18 protein-coding genes, 2 tRNA genes and 1 pseudogene are annotated in these 19,900 nt (G+C 59.2%); 6 read left to right on the top strand and 15 right to left on the bottom strand.

From position 1 onward, the window contains the following. Positions 1-166 precede the first annotated feature (166 nt). The 12 genes and pseudogenes from ABRA89_RS16290 to ABRA89_RS16235 all read right to left on the bottom strand — a co-directional run bounded on the left by ABRA89_RS16290 (position 167) and on the right by ABRA89_RS16235 (position 10,884). Positions 167-859: an SDR family NAD(P)-dependent oxidoreductase gene (locus ABRA89_RS16290; RefSeq protein WP_349942547.1), complete on the bottom strand. Its 693-nt coding sequence runs from the start codon at positions 857-859 to the stop codon at positions 167-169. A 35-nt stretch (positions 860-894) separates the two neighbouring features. Continuing rightward, positions 895-1,113, bottom strand: a complete 219-nt coding sequence (locus ABRA89_RS16285) for a hypothetical protein (RefSeq protein WP_349942546.1) — start codon at positions 1,111-1,113, stop codon at positions 895-897. 415 nt (positions 1,114-1,528) lie between these two features. Beyond that, positions 1,529-2,119 carry a recombinase family protein gene (locus tag ABRA89_RS16280; protein WP_349942545.1) on the bottom strand — a complete coding sequence of 197 codons (591 nt, stop codon included), beginning with the start codon at positions 2,117-2,119 and terminating at the stop codon, positions 1,529-1,531. A gap of 1,370 nt (positions 2,120-3,489) precedes the next feature. Then, the gene (locus tag ABRA89_RS16275; protein ID WP_349942544.1) at positions 3,490-3,960 is read right to left on the bottom strand and encodes a BRO-N domain-containing protein; all 471 of its coding nucleotides are present in this window, start codon (positions 3,958-3,960) and stop codon (positions 3,490-3,492) included. Positions 3,961-4,069: 109 nt separating this feature from the next. Continuing rightward, on the bottom strand, positions 4,070-4,570 hold the full coding sequence (gene rnhA / locus ABRA89_RS16270; RefSeq protein WP_349942543.1) for a ribonuclease HI: 501 nt from the start codon (positions 4,568-4,570) through the stop codon (positions 4,070-4,072). A 326-nt stretch (positions 4,571-4,896) separates the two neighbouring features. Next, positions 4,897-5,196, bottom strand: a pseudogene (locus ABRA89_RS16265) (restriction endonuclease); the annotation flags it as partial. 23 nt (positions 5,197-5,219) lie between these two features. Next, complete coding sequence (locus ABRA89_RS16260) at positions 5,220-5,852, bottom strand: hypothetical protein (RefSeq protein WP_349942542.1); 633 nt, start codon at positions 5,850-5,852, stop codon at positions 5,220-5,222. Then, positions 5,849-8,743: a class I SAM-dependent DNA methyltransferase gene (locus tag ABRA89_RS16255; RefSeq protein ID WP_349942541.1), complete on the bottom strand. Its 2,895-nt coding sequence runs from the start codon at positions 8,741-8,743 to the stop codon at positions 5,849-5,851. Before ABRA89_RS16255 ends, ABRA89_RS16260 begins: the two co-directional genes overlap by 4 nt. A 114-nt stretch (positions 8,744-8,857) precedes the next feature. Then, positions 8,858-9,067: a hypothetical protein gene (locus ABRA89_RS16250; RefSeq protein ID WP_349942540.1), complete on the bottom strand. Its 210-nt coding sequence runs from the start codon at positions 9,065-9,067 to the stop codon at positions 8,858-8,860. A 4-nt stretch (positions 9,068-9,071) separates the two neighbouring features. Next, positions 9,072-9,254, bottom strand: a complete 183-nt coding sequence (locus ABRA89_RS16245; protein ID WP_349942539.1) for a hypothetical protein — start codon at positions 9,252-9,254, stop codon at positions 9,072-9,074. Between the two features lie 94 nt (positions 9,255-9,348). Next, entirely contained in the window at positions 9,349-10,722 is a 1,374-nt protein-coding gene (locus ABRA89_RS16240; protein ID WP_349942538.1) for a DUF6538 domain-containing protein, read from the bottom strand. An 87-nt stretch (positions 10,723-10,809) separates the two neighbouring features. Next, positions 10,810-10,884: transfer RNA gene (locus ABRA89_RS16235), tRNA-Asn, on the bottom strand. A gap of 189 nt (positions 10,885-11,073) precedes the next feature. On the opposite strand from ABRA89_RS16235, the gene ABRA89_RS16230 reads away from it, so the two are divergent. Further along, positions 11,074-11,424, top strand: coding sequence for a hypothetical protein (locus ABRA89_RS16230; RefSeq protein ID WP_349942537.1), 351 nt, complete (start codon positions 11,074-11,076; stop codon positions 11,422-11,424). A 35-nt stretch (positions 11,425-11,459) separates the two neighbouring features. On the opposite strand, the gene ABRA89_RS16225 is transcribed toward ABRA89_RS16230, so the two are convergent. The 3 genes from ABRA89_RS16225 to ABRA89_RS16215 form a co-directional block, all read right to left on the bottom strand. Continuing rightward, positions 11,460-11,939, bottom strand: a complete 480-nt coding sequence (locus tag ABRA89_RS16225) for a DUF2380 domain-containing protein (protein ID WP_349942536.1) — start codon at positions 11,937-11,939, stop codon at positions 11,460-11,462. Positions 11,940-12,000: 61 nt separating this feature from the next. Next, positions 12,001-12,249 carry a hypothetical protein gene (locus ABRA89_RS16220; RefSeq protein WP_349942535.1) on the bottom strand — a complete coding sequence of 83 codons (249 nt, stop codon included), beginning with the start codon at positions 12,247-12,249 and terminating at the stop codon, positions 12,001-12,003. Further along, positions 12,216-12,289, bottom strand: a tRNA-Cys gene (locus ABRA89_RS16215). Before ABRA89_RS16215 ends, ABRA89_RS16220 begins: the two co-directional genes overlap by 34 nt. Before the next feature lie 224 nt (positions 12,290-12,513). On the opposite strand from ABRA89_RS16215, the gene ABRA89_RS16210 reads away from it, so the two are divergent. The 5 genes from ABRA89_RS16210 to ABRA89_RS16190 all read left to right on the top strand — a co-directional run bounded on the left by ABRA89_RS16210 (position 12,514) and on the right by ABRA89_RS16190 (position 19,831). After that, complete coding sequence (locus tag ABRA89_RS16210) at positions 12,514-13,167, top strand: protein-L-isoaspartate O-methyltransferase family protein (RefSeq protein ID WP_349942534.1); 654 nt, start codon at positions 12,514-12,516, stop codon at positions 13,165-13,167. A gap of 228 nt (positions 13,168-13,395) precedes the next feature. Further along, on the top strand, positions 13,396-14,910 hold the full coding sequence (locus ABRA89_RS16205) for a TolC family outer membrane protein (RefSeq protein ID WP_349942571.1): 1,515 nt from the start codon (positions 13,396-13,398) through the stop codon (positions 14,908-14,910). A 199-nt stretch (positions 14,911-15,109) separates the two neighbouring features. Then, the gene (locus ABRA89_RS16200; protein ID WP_349942533.1) at positions 15,110-16,096 is read left to right on the top strand and encodes a PopZ family protein; all 987 of its coding nucleotides are present in this window, start codon (positions 15,110-15,112) and stop codon (positions 16,094-16,096) included. Between the two features lie 421 nt (positions 16,097-16,517). Beyond that, positions 16,518-16,820 carry a hypothetical protein gene (locus ABRA89_RS16195; protein ID WP_349942532.1) on the top strand — a complete coding sequence of 101 codons (303 nt, stop codon included), beginning with the start codon at positions 16,518-16,520 and terminating at the stop codon, positions 16,818-16,820. A 113-nt stretch (positions 16,821-16,933) separates the two neighbouring features. Continuing rightward, positions 16,934-19,831, top strand: a complete 2,898-nt coding sequence (locus ABRA89_RS16190; RefSeq protein WP_349942531.1) for a valine--tRNA ligase — start codon at positions 16,934-16,936, stop codon at positions 19,829-19,831. Positions 19,832-19,900 lie beyond the last annotated feature (69 nt).

Genomic DNA, 19,900 nt, shown 5'->3' with positions numbered 1-19,900 from the left:
GATATAAGAATGAGGCAATGCAAAATGGCCAGGAACTTAACGACTTTTTGTCATGCCGGAAAATTCGGCGATGCCTAGTTAAGTGCGAAAATGCTGACCTCCACGGCGATTCGGGCACCCTGCCCAGTCTTGGAATAGGCCAGCAAAACCGCGGGCTTGGGCAAATTCAGAACGTCTCGACCCACGGCCTCACCTCGATCTCCCAGGCCCATGCACTGCGCGGCTGATCGATGAGCGAGAGATAGGTGTCGGCGATTGCGTCCGGATCGAGCTGCGAATCCGGCTTGCCTTTGGTCGATTGTCCGGTGCTTCCCGCAGATCCGATCGAACCGTCGATCACCACATGGCCGACATGGACGCCTTGCGGATGAAGTTCCCGCGCCATGGATTGGGCAAGGCCGCGCAACGCAAACTTGCCCATGGCGAAAGGCGCCGAACGCGGAAAGCCTTTGACGCCCGCCGAGGCGCCAGTAAAGAGAATCGAGCCTGCCTGCTGGCGAACCATCCGCCTCGCGGCCTGCTGGGCCATGAGAAACGCACCATAGGCCGTCACTTCGAGCGAAGTGCGAACCGCTTCCGGATCGAGATCGATCAGCGCGCCTTTCGTGCGCGCAGACGGATTGTAGATCGCGATGGAAAGATCGCCGGAGGCTGCGTCCACGCTTTCGAAGAGCCGCTTGACGTCTTCAGGTCGCGCCGCATCGCAGGAAACGGTTTTCGCACCGATTTCGGCGGCCAGGTCATCCAGCTTTTCGATGTCGCGGGCGGCGAGAATCATAGAATAGCCACGACTGTGCAGCTTTCGAGCCAGCGACGCCGAGAGTCCGTCGCCGACGCCGACGATGAGTGCGAGTGCCATGAAGCGCTCCTTTCCGATCCCTATCGACGAGGTGATTAGTAGTCGTTCGTAGAATTGAGGTCTTGCGGACGGATTCCGGTATCGGGCTCATGGTGCTGGACGACTACCTGCCGTCCCGCTGGATGCTGGCCGGCTTGGGACCGCTCAAGCACTTCGATGTCGAGCTTGAGACCCTGTTCCGCCGCCGCGTTCAATGCCTTGGTCAGGGCATCGGCACAGCGTTGCACCTCCTTGATGGCGTCGTTCGGATTCATGACTGAAGCACCTTCCTATCGATCCTGTCAGGCAGAAAAGATAGGTGTCGCAGGGGCTGCTTGACAGGCGGTGCGTGAGTTCTGTCGGCTAAGTGCCGAAGACCAAAGAGCGAGTGACCGGCTGATCGATGGTCGGTGAGGAAGCGGCACGAGTTTACAGGCTGATGAGCCAACCGTCTGCGCGCGACACCCATTTCGACGGTGCGCTGATATTCGACAATATGAGGAGAAGGTAAGATGGCTCCCCGGGCCGGACAACCGGCGCAATCGAACTGGAGCTTATTTCTCGCTCAAAGCCCTATCAGGCAAGGGTTTCAGCGCAGACCGTTCCCGAGGAACATTCCATCGGTGTACTTCGTGAGGTAGCCTGTGGTGTACCTCGTCGTCAAGCGACAAAACGAATAGACGCCCCAATTCAAGCGGACGCCGGCTCAGTTGCTGCTTCTGCGGCCTTGTGATCTCCGCTGCCGAGAATGCGATAGACGCTTGCTCGCCCGATGCCGAGCGTTCGAGCGATCTCAGAACCGCCCATACCTTGAGCTTGAAGCTCCCGAACCTTCTCGGGGTCGATGCTCGCCTTCCGACCCTTGTAGACACCCTCGGCTTTCGCCTTGGCAATCCCTTCCATCTGGCGTTCACGGCGAAGGTTCGTCTCGAACTCTGCGAACACCCCGAGCATGTCGAGGAACGCCTTGCCGGCTGCGGTGCTGGTATCGATCGGCTGCTCTGTCGCCTTGAGGCTGACGCCTTTCGCCCTCAGCGCCCGCACGATGTCTTGAAGGTCGCCGATTGAGCGAGCGAGGCGGTCAACTCGGGTGACCATCAGCGTATCGCCAGAGCGCATGAACTCCATCAGCGTTGCGAGTTCGGCCCTGCCATCTCGTGACGTTCCCGTGCGCTTCTCTTCACGAATGATCGAACAGCCGGCCGCTTTCAATGCAGCCCGCTGGATGGTGAGGTCTTGCTCTTCGGTGCTGACGCGAGCGTAGCCGTAGGTGGTCGTCATCGGAGTTCCGTTGTCTCGATAGGGTCTGGACCCTGTATCTCATCCGTCTCGGAATTCGTCAACCCACCCAAACGAGACAAAGCAGTATTGATTTCGCCTGTCTCACTGAAATGCCTCGCTGGCCTAAACCCAAACGGGACAGAGCAGATTTACTTGGCATTGACGAGCATGGCGCTATCCTGTCGCACCAGCGGGAAACAGAACGGGGGCGGGATTGGGATGGTCATCCGGCCAGAAGGCAACGGGGATACGCTCGATAGTCTCTTGTCTGCCATAGAGCTCTTCCGGCACCACAGCAATGAAATGCCGATGCAGCAGGCGCACATGCTTTTGATGATCGCACAGCGCCCCGGCCTTACAACGGGTGAGCTATCGACTGCCCTCGGGCTTGCTCAATCGTCATGCTCTCGCAATCTGATGGCTCTTGGAAGCAGACACCGACAGGGGCGTCCTGGTCTCGGTTTGGTGACAGTCGAGGATGATCCAGGGGAATTGCGGAGGCACATTGTGTTCCTAACATCCGAAGGGAAAGCGGTCGTTACGTCCCTCATGCGCTGCTTCGATCAATCTGATTGTTATGACCGCGAAACTGCCCATCGGATGGCGCGCAATGACAAGCTCGGCATCCCTGGAGGGGAAACCACGGGCCGGCTGCGGAGAGGTCCAGTACCTACGACAATCGCCTCTGATGAGGCTCTCTAGGGTGTAGTCATTTTTCCGATCATTCATTGACCAGGGCCGAGGGGGGAACATCCGGTCCCTGACCATCCGATTGCCGGCTCGAAAATTTTCTCCTCAAACAGCCGGTGCTGTCGGGATTTCAGATGAAAAGACCAAAGGCATGACAACGAAGCCTGAGCCTCCGCATAAGTTCATTCCGATATTGGTCTTCCTCGAATGACCAATCTTTGATGTCATTCCTATGCTGTTCCTCTGCATCGCCCTGGTGATCCAGGAATGACCAGAGACAAGCCATAGTCAGCCTTATAGGTTTCCTTCCATAGGATTGTTTATAGGGATTGATGATAGATAAATAGCTTAAGACAGACTGAAGGAAGAACCTAGGAAACTCGCTTCGCTCGTTTACCCCAACCCTCTTCACCCTGGAAATACCAGGGCCAGAGGGCATCCAGACGCATTCGGGCCAACCACCTCCCGAACCGTCCCGCATCGTATGGCCAGCGCATGCCTCACTGAAGTCGGCCTAGGCCGGCCCCGATCACACCCGAGGGCGCTTGTGGCTTTGCTGTCGGACAGGTCCATGGTTGATCGGCTTTCAGCCTCTCGCCCATGGCGTAGTCCCATTCCCTCTATCCGGTCGCGATGCGGCACGAAGCGGATAGGCGTTGAAGATTGGAGGGTTCCTCCTCTTACTGTGGGGGGAAATCCGTTTTCCTCCTACTGTGAGGGGTAAAGGGGGGGGGCTCCCTGAACTCATTCGACCGCAGGCGCTCCATGACGAGGAGCGTCAGTTCGTCTTCGTCCATCTCCCCGGTCGCGACCTTCTCCTCGCCGACCACGTACATGCCATCCTTGCGGAGGGCCGGGAGGACATCGCGGGTCACCCAGTCTTGGAAGGCGCGGGCCTCGGCTTTGTCCGAGCGCATGACGAGCTTGTAGAGCCCGCTTTCGCACAGGACGCGGACGTTCTGTGGGCCACCAAGGGTCTTAATCTGATTAACCCCCTTCTCGTCATCGGCCAGCGGACGGATTGAGTTCGTCATGTTGGTCAGCCCGAGAACCGCGCAGACATCAGCCGCGACGAACCACGGCTGGCCCTCGATCATGACCGTGCGGAGCTGCTTCGAATTGAAGTCAAAGGTGGTGAGGGAGGTGTTCATGGGTGTGCTTTCCGGCCCGCTCGGGGCTCGCCTTGGGCATGCCACATGTGGCTCATGGCATACGGGAGCTGCCGATCTTCGACAGCCCCCTACCTTCAGTTCGTGGCCCCTATCGCCCCCGGCTTGCGGCCTTCCGTTTCGCGTTCTCGCATGCGCTTTTGGCGAGCTTGTCAGCGAGTTCATTGCCTTCGTGTCCGCTGTGCCCCTGGACCCAGTCGAAACGCGCTGGACGGCGCTCTGAGGCGACGTGAAGGGCCTGCCAGAGATCAGCGTTCTTAACCGGCTTCCCGTCTGTTTTCCGCCATCCCTGCGCAGCCCATCCGGGGAGCCGGTCGGTGAAGTTCTCGCAGACGTATTTGCTGTCCGTGTAGACGATGACAGGGAGATCATTGTCTCCGAGAGCTTCGAGGGCACTGATGGCTGCCTTCAACTCCATCTGGTTGTTTGTCGTGCGGTTTTCTCCGTCGGAGAGCTGTTCCGTGTTCAGAACCTCCTCTCCATCCATCCGGTAGAGAACTGCGCCCCATCCTCCAGGTCCGGGGTTCCCGCTGCACGAGCCGTCCGTATAGATGACGTAGTGCTGGCTTGAGGTGCTGTGATCGTTCTGCATGTTGGGTATCCTATAGACGCGACAAAGTCCGCCCACGGCACGAGCCGAGAACGTGGATTGGTCGCGATGTTGCTTGTTGGGGTTTCCGGTTGCTCCGACTGTCGAAACGTCAGGCAACCTTGGCGAATTCGTATCGCCTCATGTGGGGGGTATTCCGGCTTTGATCGCTCGGCGTGCGGAGCTGACCTGCGCCTCTTGCGAGTGGTAATGCGCCATCGAGATCGAATAGACCGGGCGACGGAGCGCGCTCACCTCCTATTGTGGGTCATAAATCCTCGGCGAAGCGTCTTCAACGAAGTAGGGTCGCGCAATGGTAGAGGTCTCCGTCAGTCCTCTCGAACCATCCCCGGCACGTAGCGCCGTTGAAGCGGAATGACCGACTGCCATTGCGGCTCGAAGCGCGTGTAGTGTTCCATGACGAGTTTCGTCAGAGCCGGCCCGTCGATCAGTCCCAGGTTCGGCGCTTGCCGTTCCGTGTCGAGGGCTGGCGCGGCGAAGTTGCCGAGCGTGACGAACAAGCCGTATTCGCCCTGCGACACCGCACCCATAAACTGCTGAACAGCCGGCCGGCCGATCGTGCCGGTCGTCTGCTTGCACTGGACCTTGATGACAGGGGGCTCTAAGCTGAGTTCGTCGCGAGCGACGTCATCTAAAAGCGTTTGACAACATCAAAAATCAAGAACGTCTCGCATTTCTGAATATTCTCATCGACCGTTCTCGGCCCTGAAATCTGCCATGCATACCTATCAGAGCATGCTCCTTCGAGTGTGAAATCCTCTATCCTCGATCTAATCCTCTCTCGCTCTTCCCCCTCCCAGAAGGCGAGCGATAAGATCAATCCAGCAACGGCAGCGTCCGCGTCATTGCTATGAATTTGTCTCGCACAACGAACAGCATCTTCCATTGCTCCCTCAATTCGCTTCGCGCCAACGCTGGAACCTCTGATCTGTTTAAATTCGAATGCCCACGATGCCTCTTCGCAAAGCCAAAGATCGCAACGTCCATGAGAAATTTTCCTGCGATCGCCACGACTTCTCTTCTGAGTGGTGAATTCAGCCAATCCCAAATAGCCAGCACAAGCTGCGGCAGAGGCAAGAAGAGATACACTCGCAGTCTCGTTATAAGCGAATGGATCATCGAACATGTATGGATCGTCTGTTTCAACTTCACCATAGAAGCGCCCGCACAATTGAGCGGCATGGTTCATCCAATTGTCCCAAACGTGCCATTCCCGTCTGCGGCGATCTCCGGTTTCTAAACGTTTAGCCTCTATAATCGTCATGCTGCGTTCTCCTTTGCCGCTCGCTCCTGATTGAGGGCGAAGAGGCGTGCGAGGATTTCATCGTCGGAGAGGTCGGCCGGCCAGCCATAGGCGCTCGCCACGGCTTCATCCAGCGCTTTGTGCGCGTTGACCAGCCATGCCGGCCGCTCGTTGTAGAGGTTCGTCAGGGTCCGCTTCTTGAGGATGGCAGCGGCCTTTTCATCGACCGGAAGAATGCGATCGGGGAAGCCTTCAACCACCTCGGGCTCGCGCCGCACGAGATCGGCCGGGTTCAACCAGTTCTCCCGCCTCTCGTTGAGGAGCGCTGCCGCCTTGCCAATGGCGATTGCATGCGGGTTCTCTGCATAGTCGGCAGCGGGGATGTCCGGCGTCAGGCCATCGGGGAAGGGGAAGGTTTCGAAAACCGATGTGTTTGAATAAGTGATGTCGTTTCCAGAACCAATCCACGAACAAGTCGCAGTAGTCCAGACAAAATGAACCCGGCTTTCCAGAATGCCAAAAAACGCAAAGTCATCCCTCGCAAAAATCACGAGCTTCTGATCTGGAAGTATCGCTTTGTGAAGAAAACCAAAATTACGGTAACTTGTTACCATCGGTGTCGCTATGTAACGATCTAGATCCTCTAGAGCCTTCCTCATAGCGCCGCGAGATCGGCTATGTATCCACCATCTATCTCGGTCGCTAGCCGTGCGGACAACGAAATTGCCAATATCATCCAATCTCTGACGGTATGACTTGATATTTCCTTCGGAGTAGGAAAAAGGCTCTTGGAAAAGCGCAGCACTTTGCTCATCTCGCTTAGGGCCAAAATCAATCACCCAGCGGTCTGGCCGATTTCCATTGAAATCGTCTCCATTCATGGATGGGCGCAGCACCTCGCTGTTTTGCGAACCATCAACATTCCGAGGTTGGAGCAACCAATCTCTTGCCAATTCAGGTGCGACAAAAAATGGTCCGTTATATATCACGCCAACGTAGGATATGCCCTTATTTTGCTTGAGCTTCTCTCGCTTCGTAAGATCGAATTTGCTGCTCGTTAGGTCGGAATTTATTTTTGTGACCGGCTTTCCGTTCAGAGTTGCAATATTGTGATGATCGGCTTTGCCGAAAACGATCAGAGAGACCCGAACTGAAGCGCCCTCGACTGTCCAGGGCTCATCGCTCCACGCCTCGATCAAGCGTATTTCATCGACAATTTGATCTAGAACTTTGCGACTTGCACCATTCCTCACTGAGTTAGTAGCAACGAAGCCAACGCGTTCTGTCGAACATTTCTGGATCGAATGGAACCCTTTCCAAATCCAGTAGACAACAAGGTCCGCGCCGCCTGGAACTTTGCCAGAGTAAATGCCCCGAACGTCTGCCGTGTATTTTTCACCAAGTTCTCCAACCATAACCTTATCGCCGAGGAAGGGCGGATTGCCAATGATCGCATCCGCTTTTGGCCACTGCGCTTCAACGATGTTGCCATCGGTATTTTCGCTGAGGAGCGCGTCTCGACACTCGATCGTCTCCAATGGCTTCAGGACGGGGTTTGACGAGGCGCTGAAGCCGTTCTTCAGCATCCACTGGATTTCACCAATCCAGACGGATACCCGCGCCAGCTCGGCGGCATAGGGGTTTATCTCGATACCGCGAACCACCTCGGGGCCGATCTGCGGAAAGCCGCGCGGCAGGCCAAGGGCTTCGCTCTCGACCTGGGCACGGTGTTCGAGGTTTTTCAGTTCCCGCAGCGCCACGTAGAGGAAGTTGCCAGAACCGCAGGCCGGGTCCAGCACGCGGTAGGCCGCAAGGCGCTTCAGATATTCGTCCAGAACTGTCTGGGCCTGGTTTCTGGCCTTCGTGCGTGCGCCGCCCTTGGCAGCCTCCGCCTTCGCCATCAACCCCTCTATACGGCCCTTGGCCTCGCTCCATTCGGCGGCCAACGGCTCGACGATGGTCGGCCCGATGATCATCATGATCTTGTCGCGGTCGGTGTAGTGGGCGCCGAGCTGGCTGCGCTTGTCCGGGTCGAGACCGCGTTCGAACAGCGTTCCGAGAATGGACGGGTCGATGTCGCCCCAATACTGAATGGCGGCCCGGTGGACGATCTTCAATTCGTCCTTGGTCAGCGGGAAAACGAGATCGTCGTTGAACAGCCCGCCATTGAACCACGAGATCTTATCGAAGCCGACACGGCCCCCGTCCTTCATGGCAAGGAAGAGATCGCGGGCGAAGCTCTCGAACTCGGCCGGCTCATCCAGCGCTCGTTCGATCATTCGCGTGAAGAGCTTTGACGGCAGGAGGTTCACGTCCTCGGCGAACATGCAGAAGACGAGGCGGTTGATGAAATGCGCCACTTCTTCCGGCAGATGACCGCGCTCGCGCAGCGACTTGGCGAGAGCGGCGAACTCTCCGGCGATTTCCTCGGTCAGTTCCTGCCGCGTCTTCTTGGGGCGCAGGGCCTCCGGGTCGGTGAACGCCGATTTCAGCCAACCACGCTTGTCCGCATCGGCGATATCCGCGATCGGTATCTCGTAGATTTTCGAGACCGAATTCGTCCAATTGGTATGGATGCGGATGGACGTGCCGATGTCCGAGACGATCAACAGGGGCGGATTGTCGAGGGCAACCGCGTAGCGTTGAAGCTGGGCAAAGGCGGTGTCGAGGTTTGCATGGGTTCCCTTGTACTCCCAGCCAAAACAGCCGCGCTTGAAGACATCGGCAAACCCCCTGCCGCCCGTGGTCTTCGTCGCGCCGACTTCAAAGCCATATTCGAGGCCGGTGGGGTCCGCTTCGGCCGGGCTCTGTTCTTCGAGAAGGCGGCAGAGGTCGAGGAAGTGCTCCTGTGCGGCGGCGCGCTCCTTGAGCTTCGTCCCCGACCACTTCTTGATGAACTCGTGCGGCGTCATGCATCCCCCGGTATTCCTCTTGCCGACTTTCGCCACGAAGAGGGAGGAATTGCAATCGTTCGAACGGTTGGTGCGACCGGAGGGGAGAGGCTCGGATGCCCCTCCCTGGTAGTTCTAGCCGATGATGGACGCGCCTACGTCGATCGCAATCCAGGCGCTGGTGAACCAGCCGAGCATTCTGATGGGCAGGGCGAAGTAGGAAAAGCGCAGCATCACATTCATGAACTGGCTTGCGCCGCAGGCAAGCGCGGTGACAAGGCCAAAGACCATATTCAGGCCGATGAAGGTGCCGAGGCCGGCGATGATCGCAAGAACCATGTCCATCGCCTCAGCCCTTCCGCGCGCTCAAGCGGCCTTCGCGATGGCGAGACCAGCATCCGGTGAACCGGCCGGCGAAGAACTCGACATCGTTTGCGGATGACCGCGCCGCTCCGAAGCCGACCGACTGCGGCACGAGTTCGATCCAGAGGCTCCCGAGGTGAAACGGTAGGGTGACGTAGAAACCGCGCATGGTGTTCTCCTGTGGCTGCGGTTGGGAAGACGTGCGTCATCGGCCGGCCGCGAGTGAACGTCCGAAGAAGCCGATGGGGATTGATGAGTGACGCTTAGGTGCGCTCCGGGGGAGGGTAGCCGAGCGCCTGCCGGAGAGCTCTTTCGGCGACTTGGAGGCGCGCTCGCTCGCCGCCGTAGTTCGTCGCGATTTTGCCCGATGAGTGCCCGAGAAGAATGTCTTGAACGGCGTCTTCAACGCATGCGAGGCGGAGGAGGTCTTTCATCCGGTCCCGAAGAGAATGCGTTGTCACCTTGCGGTCGGTCGTGACAGCTCGAACGTGTTTGCTGAGTGCCGCCGAGGCCGCGCTGCCGCCACCCTCACGACAGTAGTCGGGGAATAGGAACGGGCCATCGTGCGCTTCGACTGCCTCGCGCATGGCTTGCAAAGCTGGTCCAATGAGAGGCACCTTGCGCCGCGAGGACTTCGTCTTGATCCGCCGTGCATCGTGCCATTCAACGTCGAAATGCGGGATGGCGTCTTCGAGATGAACATCGACACGGCGCAGACCCGAGACCTCGGAGAGCCGGCAGCCGCTGTTTTCCAGAATGATCCATATGTGAGCGAGGTCGTCTTTCGCCATCGACAGAATGCGTCTTCGGACGGCCTCGACCTCGTCTTGCGTGAAATCTCGGTTGGCCTTGCGTTCCGGCTCCGCGTTCTCCCGGAGGTCAGCCTCCAGTCCCATGAATGGATTGCGGAGCGTGCCGAGGTCGAACTCTTTGATGGCGTGATTGATGACCGCGCGAACCGTGTTGAGATAGCGGTCCACCGATGAAGGACGCCGACCATCCAGCATGACCGAGCGAACTTCCTTCGCATCGTCTCGGCGAAGGCTTGATAGGGTTCGGGTCAATGGGATGGCTTGAGCGACAAGCTTGAAGACCCGCTCCAGTTCGTCCTTGTTCTTCTTGCTCTCCCGAACCCGCTCCTTTTCATAGAGCCGCTTCGCATCCTCAAGGGTCGGGTCAGGACGTCTCGCAGCCGCGCCACGGTATAGAGCGCTCAGGAACGCCTCGTCTGCCTGAGAGAGACCGATGGGGTCGCCGTATTCGTCTTTCCGATGTCTTCTGAGGACCGCATCCGCGATGGCGTCACGACCGCCTTGCTCGCTCGCGTCATCGTCGTCAGGCGTCCATTCGGGATTGAGACCGAGCGCGGCGACACGGCGAGCCGCCTCCCGCGACATCTCAAGCGCAGTCTGAGCTTCATGCGGAACGGCCGTAGGCGTTGCCTTCGCCGCCTGAGCAAGCTGACGTTCCACCTCGGCATGAACAGACGGATAGAGCCGGATGGCTTCCGCTTCCGAGCCGGCCAGCCTAAGGACGATCTCTCGCTTGCCGATCGCCGCACGGAGGGAAGCCGGGACTTTTCGCCGGTAGTGCCAGGACGCTTTTCGTTTCTGGATGTGTCGCACGTCGATCAGCATAGGGTACCTTCGGTGTAACCGGAAGTGTACCTCGGGGAACGCTAGAAGCCTGGAAACCCTGGCTTTTCTGGACTTTTAGCGAGAAAATGGCTCCCCGGGCCGGATTCGAACCAGCGACCGATCGATTAACAGTCGAGTGCTCTACCACTGAGCTACCGGGGAACACGCCAAGACGATCAAGCGATCCGCCACGTCCTGCGCTGGCGGTGCCTATAGCAAAGAGCCGCCCGGCTTGCCAAGCGCCCAATCGCGAAAAAATCCGGATTGGCTCGAACTCTTAAATATTGAGGCTGGCGAACTCTTTCTCCCGCCCCGAGTTACCCCGCTAGAACGACGTCCGGGCAGAGGACCATGGATAACCAGAGCGATCGCATCGATGACGATAGGCCGTTGGGTGCCAGTGAGCCGGGCGACGGCGAGGGCGACGCGGCCTCAAAGCTGCCACGCCAGACGATGCGTATCGCCGGACGTCAGGTGGGCCTGCCGCAAAATCGCTGGCTCAGAATGTCGATCGGCCTTTTGCTCGTCATCGGCGGCATCTTCGGTTTCCTGCCGATTCTGGGCGTGTGGATGATTCCGCTTGGGCTTGTCGTCTTGTCCATCGACCTGCCGATGGTGCGCCGATGGCGTCGCCGTTCGGATGTGTGGGTGATGCGCAGATACCGGGCGTGGCAGGAAAAACGCGCGGTGCGTCGTCAGTAGGGCCGCTTGTAGCGTGCTGAAGGAAGGGCCGCTTCTCAGCGCAACTTGCGCCCGGCGGCTTCATTTATCTCTTCTGGATCGCCGGAAAGAGTTCGAACGATATCTTTCGCAGCGAATCGGGCTGCCTGTTCGAAGGCTGCATCATTGTCGCCCCGGAATGAAAGCACGCGGTCGACGATAAGCCTGTCGGCCTCGACATCGAGAACATCCACGCGGCCCCATCCGACAAGCGTGCTCATTTTCTGTATTCCACCAAAGACGAGATAATCGGCGCCCGCATCACGGGCTTCAGAAAGCGGCGCATCGGCGTCGATTGATCCGCGCGTGCACATCTTCGCTGCCTGAGAGCAGGGCAAACTGACGATATCCAGATTCGCGTCGGCTCCGATGGTCTCTGCGAGTTTTACGGAAAAATCCCTAACCCGTTTGGCGTGTTCCGCCGTCTGATCCCGGGGTTCGCCTGACGTATCGCTGTAATCGAAACCGATCACCGAAACCGTCGCTGGCTCCGCCATCGCAGGGCTTGCGAGCGCCGTCGAAAAGCCGGCGAGAAGCAGACTTGCAACAAGGCTTGTTCTACCTGATCCTCTGCGCATCGCGATCAATCTCCCAAGGCCATATTCGAAAGCGATGGTAGGCGCCGATGCGCCGGCGATCCATGGACTTTGACCACACGTGATCGAGATCGGGCAGATTGCCCGGCGCCAACGCATTTGACGCCTGCTCCAACAGCAGGCGAACCGATTCTCGAAGGCCTGCGTTCATATCTGCAAATGTCTGGAAAAGATTGATGGAGGCCTCGGCCGGAATCGAACCGGCGTGCAAGGATTTGCAGTCCTCTGCGTAACCACTCCGCCACGAGGCCCCATGCGGCGTCTACCTACTCAGTCGCACCGGTCAGCGCAAGGGGTTACGGCGGGGATCGCGTGCTCCTTTTCGCTTCTGGTTTTTACAGTACATGAAAGCCGAGATTCAGCGCAAAGGGCACGCCAGCGGGCCTGCACAGCCTTGCGATCGAACGGACCTGATAATAAGGAAAAGTTCGTGGCCGGATTTCCGGTCTAGGCGGATAAAGAGGATCGCGGTCTCATGGATTTCAAGGACGCCCGGATCAAGCTGGTCGATAACCAGATCAGAACGACGGATGTCACCTCCCACCCGATCCTGGGCGCCTTCCTCACCGTGCCGCGCGAGGAGTTCGTTCCCGCTGGCAAGCGGCCGCTCGCCTATATCGATGAAGACATGCCGATCGGCAACGGCCGCTATCTGATGGAGGCTTCACCCTTCGCCAAGCTCCTGCAACTCGCCTCGATCGGCGAAGATGATGTCGTCCTCGATGTCGGCTGCGGCACTGGCTATGGCGCTGCGATACTGTCCGTGCTCGCAAGTGCCGTCGTGGCGCTGGAAGAGGACGAGGAACTCGCCGCGACTGCGACCGATGTTCTCAATCGGCATGATTTCGTGACCTGTACAGTGGTGACCGGACCGCTCGCCGAAGGTTATCCCGACGAAGCGCCCTTCGACGTGATTCTCTTCGAGGGTTCGATCGATACGCTGCCGCAGACCTATCTCGATCAGCTGAAAAAGGGCGGGCGGCTCGTGGCGGTGATCGGCCGCGGCCTCTCGGCACAGGCTCGGCTTTACGTGAAGGACGAGGAGGGAATCGTCTCTGATCGGTTCGGTTTCAACTGCGCTATCAAGCCGTTGCCCGGCTTCTCCCGAAAGGCGGAATTCGTCTTCTAAACATGCCGCAATGACCCTTGCGGAATGCGTTGCACGTTTGCGCCGCTTACATTCGAAACTGTATGTTCCGCTGCGCCGAGGCTTGATTAGGTCCTGTCTTAGCTGATCATGTGAGTTCGCATGCAGATCCGACGCTGAACGCCGATTTTTCCGTTTCGGCTTCTCTGAATTTTCGCGCGGTTTGAGACTGGAGTGAAGCAATTGCTCACACGATCATGGTTGAGAGCGCTGGCGACGGCCGGCCTCGTTCTGTCTTTTCCCATTTCCGTCGACGCCGAAACGCTGCAAAGCGCACTGGCGAAGGCCTATCAGAACAGCCAGGATCTCAATGCCTCGCGGGCCCAGCTTCGTGCGACCGATGAGAACGTCACCCAGGCTCGGGCCGGCATGCGCCCGACGGTCACGGGTGTTGGAAGTGCGTCGGCCACGCATATAACGGGTGACAGCGAATCCGTCTCACGCAGTCGCCAGCGCGTAACGACAGGAGCGGGTTCGACCACCAGGTCGCGCCAGTACCAGAAGAGCTTTTCTGATACGGACACAGAGACTCTGTCTGCGACGGTCGGCATACAGCTCAATCAGACCCTGTTCGACGGCTTTCAGACTCCGAACAATGTCGAGGCCGCCAAGGCACAGGTACGTGCGGGCCAGCACAATCTTTCCAACACCGAGCAGAACACGCTTTTCGATGCAGCGTCTGCTTACATGAACGTCTTGCGGGATCGGCAGATAGCGGCGCTGCGACGTCAGAATTTGAGCTTCCTGAGTGAACAGGTCCGCGCCGCTCGCGCGCGCTTCGAGGTGGGCGAGGGGACGCGCACCGACGTCAGTCAGGCCGAGTCGGAGCAGGCGCTTGCAACCGCGCTCTTGAACAGCGCGCTCGCCCAGGTCGCTACAAGCGAGGCAAACTACTATCAGGTTGTCGGGGACGCGCCGACGGATTTGCAGCCGGCCAGTGTGCCAAAGTCTATCCCGAATTCGGTGAATAGCGCGTTTGAGATTTCACAGCGTGAACATCCAGCGATCCGCGCGACCCTTGCCTCCGTCGATGCTGCGGCGTTTCAGGTCAAGTCCGCCGAGGGCGCTTTGCTGCCGCAGGTCGAACTTCAGGCCTCGGTGCAGAACGATTATTCGAGGTCGAATACATCGCAGTTCTCTAACACCTATACGGCCAATCGAAGTGATTCCGGGTTGCCTGGCGTCAACACGCAGACCAGCCTGTCAGGTGTCAGCTCGCGGAGCAGCGAGAATCAGTTGAGCGCCACGATCGGCGCCCAGCTTACGGTTCCCATCTACCAAGGTGGTCGGGCGTCTTCGATTGTCCGCCAGCAGAAGGAAGTGCTCGGCCAACGGCGGATCGAGGTCGACGGAACCCGCGATCAGGTGCGGGCCGCAGTCGCGACCTCTTGGGCCGAACTCCAGGCTGCGCGGGCCAATATTGCCGGGTATAATGCGCAGGTTCAGGCTGCTCAGCTTGCCCTGAACGGCGTGATCGAAGAGCGCAATGTCGGCCAGCGGACGACGCTCGACGTCCTGAATGCGCAGGCCGATGTGATTACGGCCCGGATTCTGCTTGTTGGTGCACAGCGCGACGAAGTAGTTGCCGGATATGCACTCCTGTCCGCCGTCGGGCGGCTGTCTTCTGGATCGCTTGGGCTTGCTGGCAAAAAATATGACCCGAATGATCATTATGTCGAAGTGGAAGACAAGTGGTTTGGTCTGCGTACGCCTGACGGAAGGTAAGCTTGTTCTACCTTTGATCGCAGGCCAGAGCCGCATGGGTCACGAAAACCCGGGAAAAACCTTAAAATTTTCTTTGGCAGATTCACTTTACGTCAGTGCAGCCGTAGGTTTCGCGCATGATTCGATCGCTATCGCTTGAAGCGGTTGTTACGTGAGGAGCCAAGTGATGGGGAACGCTCTACCGGTTCAGGAACCGACAATGGACGAGATCCTTGCGTCGATCCGTCGGATCATCGAGGGCCGCGAGGAGTCTGAAACCCCGGCTGAAAAGCCGCAGGATAGGGCGCTGAAATCGGTCTCGGATAAGATTTTGGCCGAAGCCCCCCGGGCGGAAGTCCGCAGCTCAGAGATCGCGCCTGAACAGACTATCGACGAAGAGGTCGAGACCAAGTCTGAGAAGCATGTTTACGCGGCTCTGGAAGATGGCCAGCGGAATACGCCGATCGGCCTGAAGGCCGTCAACGACGAGGGGAAGACCCCCTTCGCGGGCGCCAAGATCTCGGAAGTCGAGCGCCAGGTTGCTTCGCAGATGGAGGAGCTTGCGACGGTTTCCGTGGCGCGCATGCGGGCAGCATCGCTCGAAGATGCCGTCCGTGGTTTTCGTAAATATGGCGCCGAGGATGTGGAAACTGAGGCCGGAGAAAAAGCGGAAATCGGCGCTCAGGCCTTCTCGGACGAATTCGACGAAGCGGCCTTTGCAACCGAGCTCCTGATCAATGCGGGGCTGATGGATGAGCCGGTCTCGCAACCCGAGACCGTGACGTCTGCCGAAGCGGTGAAGCTGCGCCTTGCCTATCCTGAAAGCCCGGCGGAAGGTGAAGTCGAGGCCGAGGCTTCGCTTGAAACCGCGATCGGTGCAGCGACTGATCTGCCCAAGCAGGCCGCGAGTACGGCGACCGTTGCGGACGATCAGCAGGAGAGTGGCATTGAAGCCTCCGTCGAGGCAGCGACCCGAGGTGCCCTCGTGTCAATGATCTCGGACACGGCCGAGGACAAGATCCAGTCCTCCTTCACCGAACTGGCCGCCGTTCTGCGCGATGAGCAGGCTCAGCGTATGGATGCAACGGTACGTGAAATGCTGCAGCCGATGCTGAGCGACTGGCTGGAGGACAATCTTCCGGTCATTGTCGAGCGTCTCGTTCGCGAAGAAATAGAGCGTGTCGCGCGAGGTCCGAAGCGGGCCTGATTTGGATGAGCTCGGAATTCGGACGCGAGCAAAGATGAGACGATTCACGGATGTCTGACGAGACATCAGCCGACGGCCATGTTCGTCAGCCTTGGCGGCTTCCGAATGCGAAGGAACAGGTCTACATCAAGACCTGCCGCCAGGCGGTGGAAGATCATCTTGCGATTGATGCGCCTGAAGGATTTCCCAATCCGATCCGCTTCGGCATCGGTGTCTTGGTAATTGGCGCAGCGATCGGTCTTTCCCGGAATTATCAATTCTTCGCCACCGGCGAATACGGCTCGCTCGCTCTATCTCTGGCAGTATGGCTGGCCGCAGCTTTCGTCAGCGCAATACCTCTTTTTTTCATAATTCGATGGCTCTTCTGGCGGGGTTGCGATCCTCGCTCGCAAAAAGCGGGCGGATCGGCGCGCCCTATCGCATGGAAATTTCTCGGACCGGCGTCTTCACGCGCGATATCCATCCCACGACAGGCGAGGATGGCAGCTCGTCGCACGTTCCGTGGTCCGCGTTCGTCGCACTCGAATACGATGATGTGCGCTATTATTTCTGGGGCGGTCGTCGGCAGGCCTTGGTCCTCGGGCGCGACAGCTTCGACTCGGATAGCGACGAGGAGCACCGCTTTCGAAATTCGGTCGAACGGTGGGCCGGACGGCCATTCATCTCCCCGCCGATCTACAATCGACAGCAGCGACGCCAAGCCAACTGGGATTTCGGGCTGTGAATGGTTTCCGCTTCGAGTTCTTCGCGCTACGATCGTGGGCGCGTTGACACTCCAGCGCGTTCGGTCATAACCCGGCTGCAAACGCACTGAGTTTGCGCGCGACTGGACATTTCATGATCGACAAGACTTACGACGCGGCCGCCATCGAGCCGCGCATTTCCGCCCGCTGGACCGACGCCGAGGCCTTCAAGGCCGGGGCTGGCAAGAAGGATGGCGCACCGGCGTTCTCGATCGTCATTCCGCCGCCGAATGTCACCGGCTCGCTCCATATGGGCCATGCGCTCAACAATACGCTGCAGGACATTCTCGTGCGCTTTGAGCGCATGCGCGGTAAGGACGTGCTCTGGCAGCCGGGCACCGACCATGCGGGCATCGCGACCCAGATGGTGGTCGAGCGCCAGATGGCGGCGAGCGGCGAGAGCCAGACGCGCCGCGAGATGGGCCGCGAGAAGTTCGTCGAGCGCATCTGGCAGTGGAAGGCCGAGAGCGGCGGCAAGATCGCGGAACAGCTGAAGCGGCTTGGTGCCTCGCTCGACTGGTCGCGCGAGCGCTTCACCATGGATGAAGGTCTCTCCGAGGCCGTGCTCGAAGTCTTCGTACGGCTTTACGAAGAGGGCCTCATCTACCGCGACAAGCGGCTCGTGAATTGGGACCCGCATTTCCAGACCTCGATCTCCGACCTCGAAGTCGAGAGCCGCGAAGTCGACGGCCATATGTGGCACTTCAAGTATCCGCTGGCCGGCGGCGAAACCTATGAATATGTCGAGAAGGACGAGGACGGAAATGTCCTGTTGCGCGAGACGCGCGACTATATCTCGATCGCGACGACAAGGCCGGAAACGATGCTTGGCGACGGCGCGGTCGCGGTGCATCCCTCGGACGCGCGTTATGCGCCGATCGTCGGCAAGCTCTGCGAGATCCCGGTCGGGCCGAAGGAGCATCGTCGCCTGATCCCGATCATCACCGACGAATATCCGGACCCGACTTTCGGTTCGGGCGCCGTGAAGATCACCGGCGCACACGACTTCAACGACTATGGTGTCGCCAAGCGAAACGACATTCCGCTCTATCGCCTGATGGACGAGCACGCGGCGATGCGAGCCGACGGCGCGCCTTACGCTGAAGCTGTCGAAATGGCGAAGGCCGTGCGCGAATCCGGCAAGGCTCCGGACACTGCCCATGTGGATACGATCAATCTCGTGCCAGACGAGTATCGCGGTCTCGATCGGTTCGAGGCGCGCGAGCGTGTGATCGCCGATGTGACGGCCGAGGGCCTTGCGATCATGGTGCCGGAAACCGACCCGCGTCTTGGGCCCGTGAGTGCGCCGGTCGCGCCGGAGGAGGGCGGTGAGCCACGCGGGCTGGTGCCGCTGGTCGAGGCTAAGAAGATCATGCAGCCTTTTGGCGATCGCTCCGGCGTCGTCATCGAGCCGATGCTGACGGATCAGTGGTTCGTCGACGCCGAAACGCTCGCCCAGCCCGCCATTGCTTCGGTCAAGGAAGAGCGCACGAAGTTCGTGCCGAAGCAGTGGGAAAACACCTATTTCCGCTGGATGGAGGACATCCAGCCCTGGTGTATCTCGCGCCAGCTCTGGTGGGGCCATCGCATCCCGGCCTGGTACGGGCCGGACGGCAAAGTGTTCGTCGCGCGGAGCGAAGAGGAAGCGGCAAATGCTGCCGTTGCGCATTATGGCTCGGCGACCGAGCTCGCCCGCGACGAGGACGTCCTCGACACCTGGTTCTCCTCCGCCCTCTGGCCGTTCTCGACCATGGGCTGGCCGCACGACACGCCGGAGATGGAGAAGTACTACCCGACCTCAGTGCTCTCGACGGCCTTCGACATCATCTTCTTCTGGGTCGCCCGGATGATGATGATGGGCCTGCATTTCACCGGCAAGGAGCCGTTCCACACGGTCTACATGCACCCGCTCGTGCGCGACAAGTTCGGGGCCAAGATGTCGAAGTCGAAGGGCAACGGCATCGATCCTCTCGATCTGATCGAGGAAGTGGGTGCGGACGCGCTGCGCTTCACGCTCGCCGCGCTCGCCGTTCAGGGCCGGGACGTGAAGCTCGATCCAGCGCGTGTTGCCGGATACCGCAACTTCTGCACCAAGCTCTGGAACGCGACGCGCTTCGCCCAGATGAACGAGGCGAAGCACGGAATAGATATCCAGCCGGCATCCCTTCAGCTGCCGATCAACCGCTGGATCGTCACGGAGCTCTCCAAGGCGGAGAAGGAAGCGACAGCCGCTCTCGAAGCCTATCGCTTCAACGATGCCGCTGCCGCTCTCTACCGGTTCGTCTGGAATCTCTTCTGCGACTGGTATGTCGAACTGACCAAGCCGACATTGGGAGGCGAAGACGCCGATGCGGCGGGCGAGGTGCGGGTCGTTACCGGCTTCGTGCTTGATCGCATCTTCGTTCTTCTCCATCCGTTCATGCCCTTCATCACCGAGGAACTTTGGGTCGAGACGGCGGGTGGCGAGCGCGAAACCCTGCTCTGCCACGCGGACTGGCCGGGTCTCGATTTCGAGGCACCGGAGTCTGCGGATGACATCAACTGGCTGATCGAGATCGTCAGTCAGATACGCTCTGTGCGCGCGGAAATGAATGTGCCGGGGTCCGCCAAGGTGGCGATGGCCGCCATTTCGCCTGATCCTCTTACGTCAGACAGGCTCCAGCGCCATGGTCCGCAGCTGTCTCGGCTTTCCCGACTGGAAAGCGTCGACACGTCGGACAGTGTCCCGCCGCAATCGGCCCAGATCGTCGTGGAGGGCGTCACCTTTGCGATCCCGCTGGCGGGCGTCATCGACATCGACGCAGAGAAGGCGCGGCTTTCAAAGGCGATCAAGAAGAACGAAGGCGAGATCACCCGGATCGAGAAGAAGCTGGGCAATGAAAAGTTTGTTGCCAATGCTCCGGACGAGATCGTTGCTGCTGAGCGTGAAAAGAGCGAGGCTTACGCTCTTGAAGCAGAGAGTCTCAAGGCCGCCTTGGCGCGTCTCGGTTGACGGCTCTGAAGGAAGTTGAGGTCCGCCGTCGTCGGGCCTCAAGCCACACGTCCCCTTGCGCCTGCGCAT

It is taken from the genome of Fulvimarina thalattae, assembly GCF_040239565.1.
Lineage (GTDB): Bacteria > Pseudomonadota > Alphaproteobacteria > Rhizobiales > Rhizobiaceae > Fulvimarina.
The sequence above is the reverse complement of the archived record's forward strand: the minus strand, read 5'-3'. Positions and strand labels throughout refer to the sequence as shown.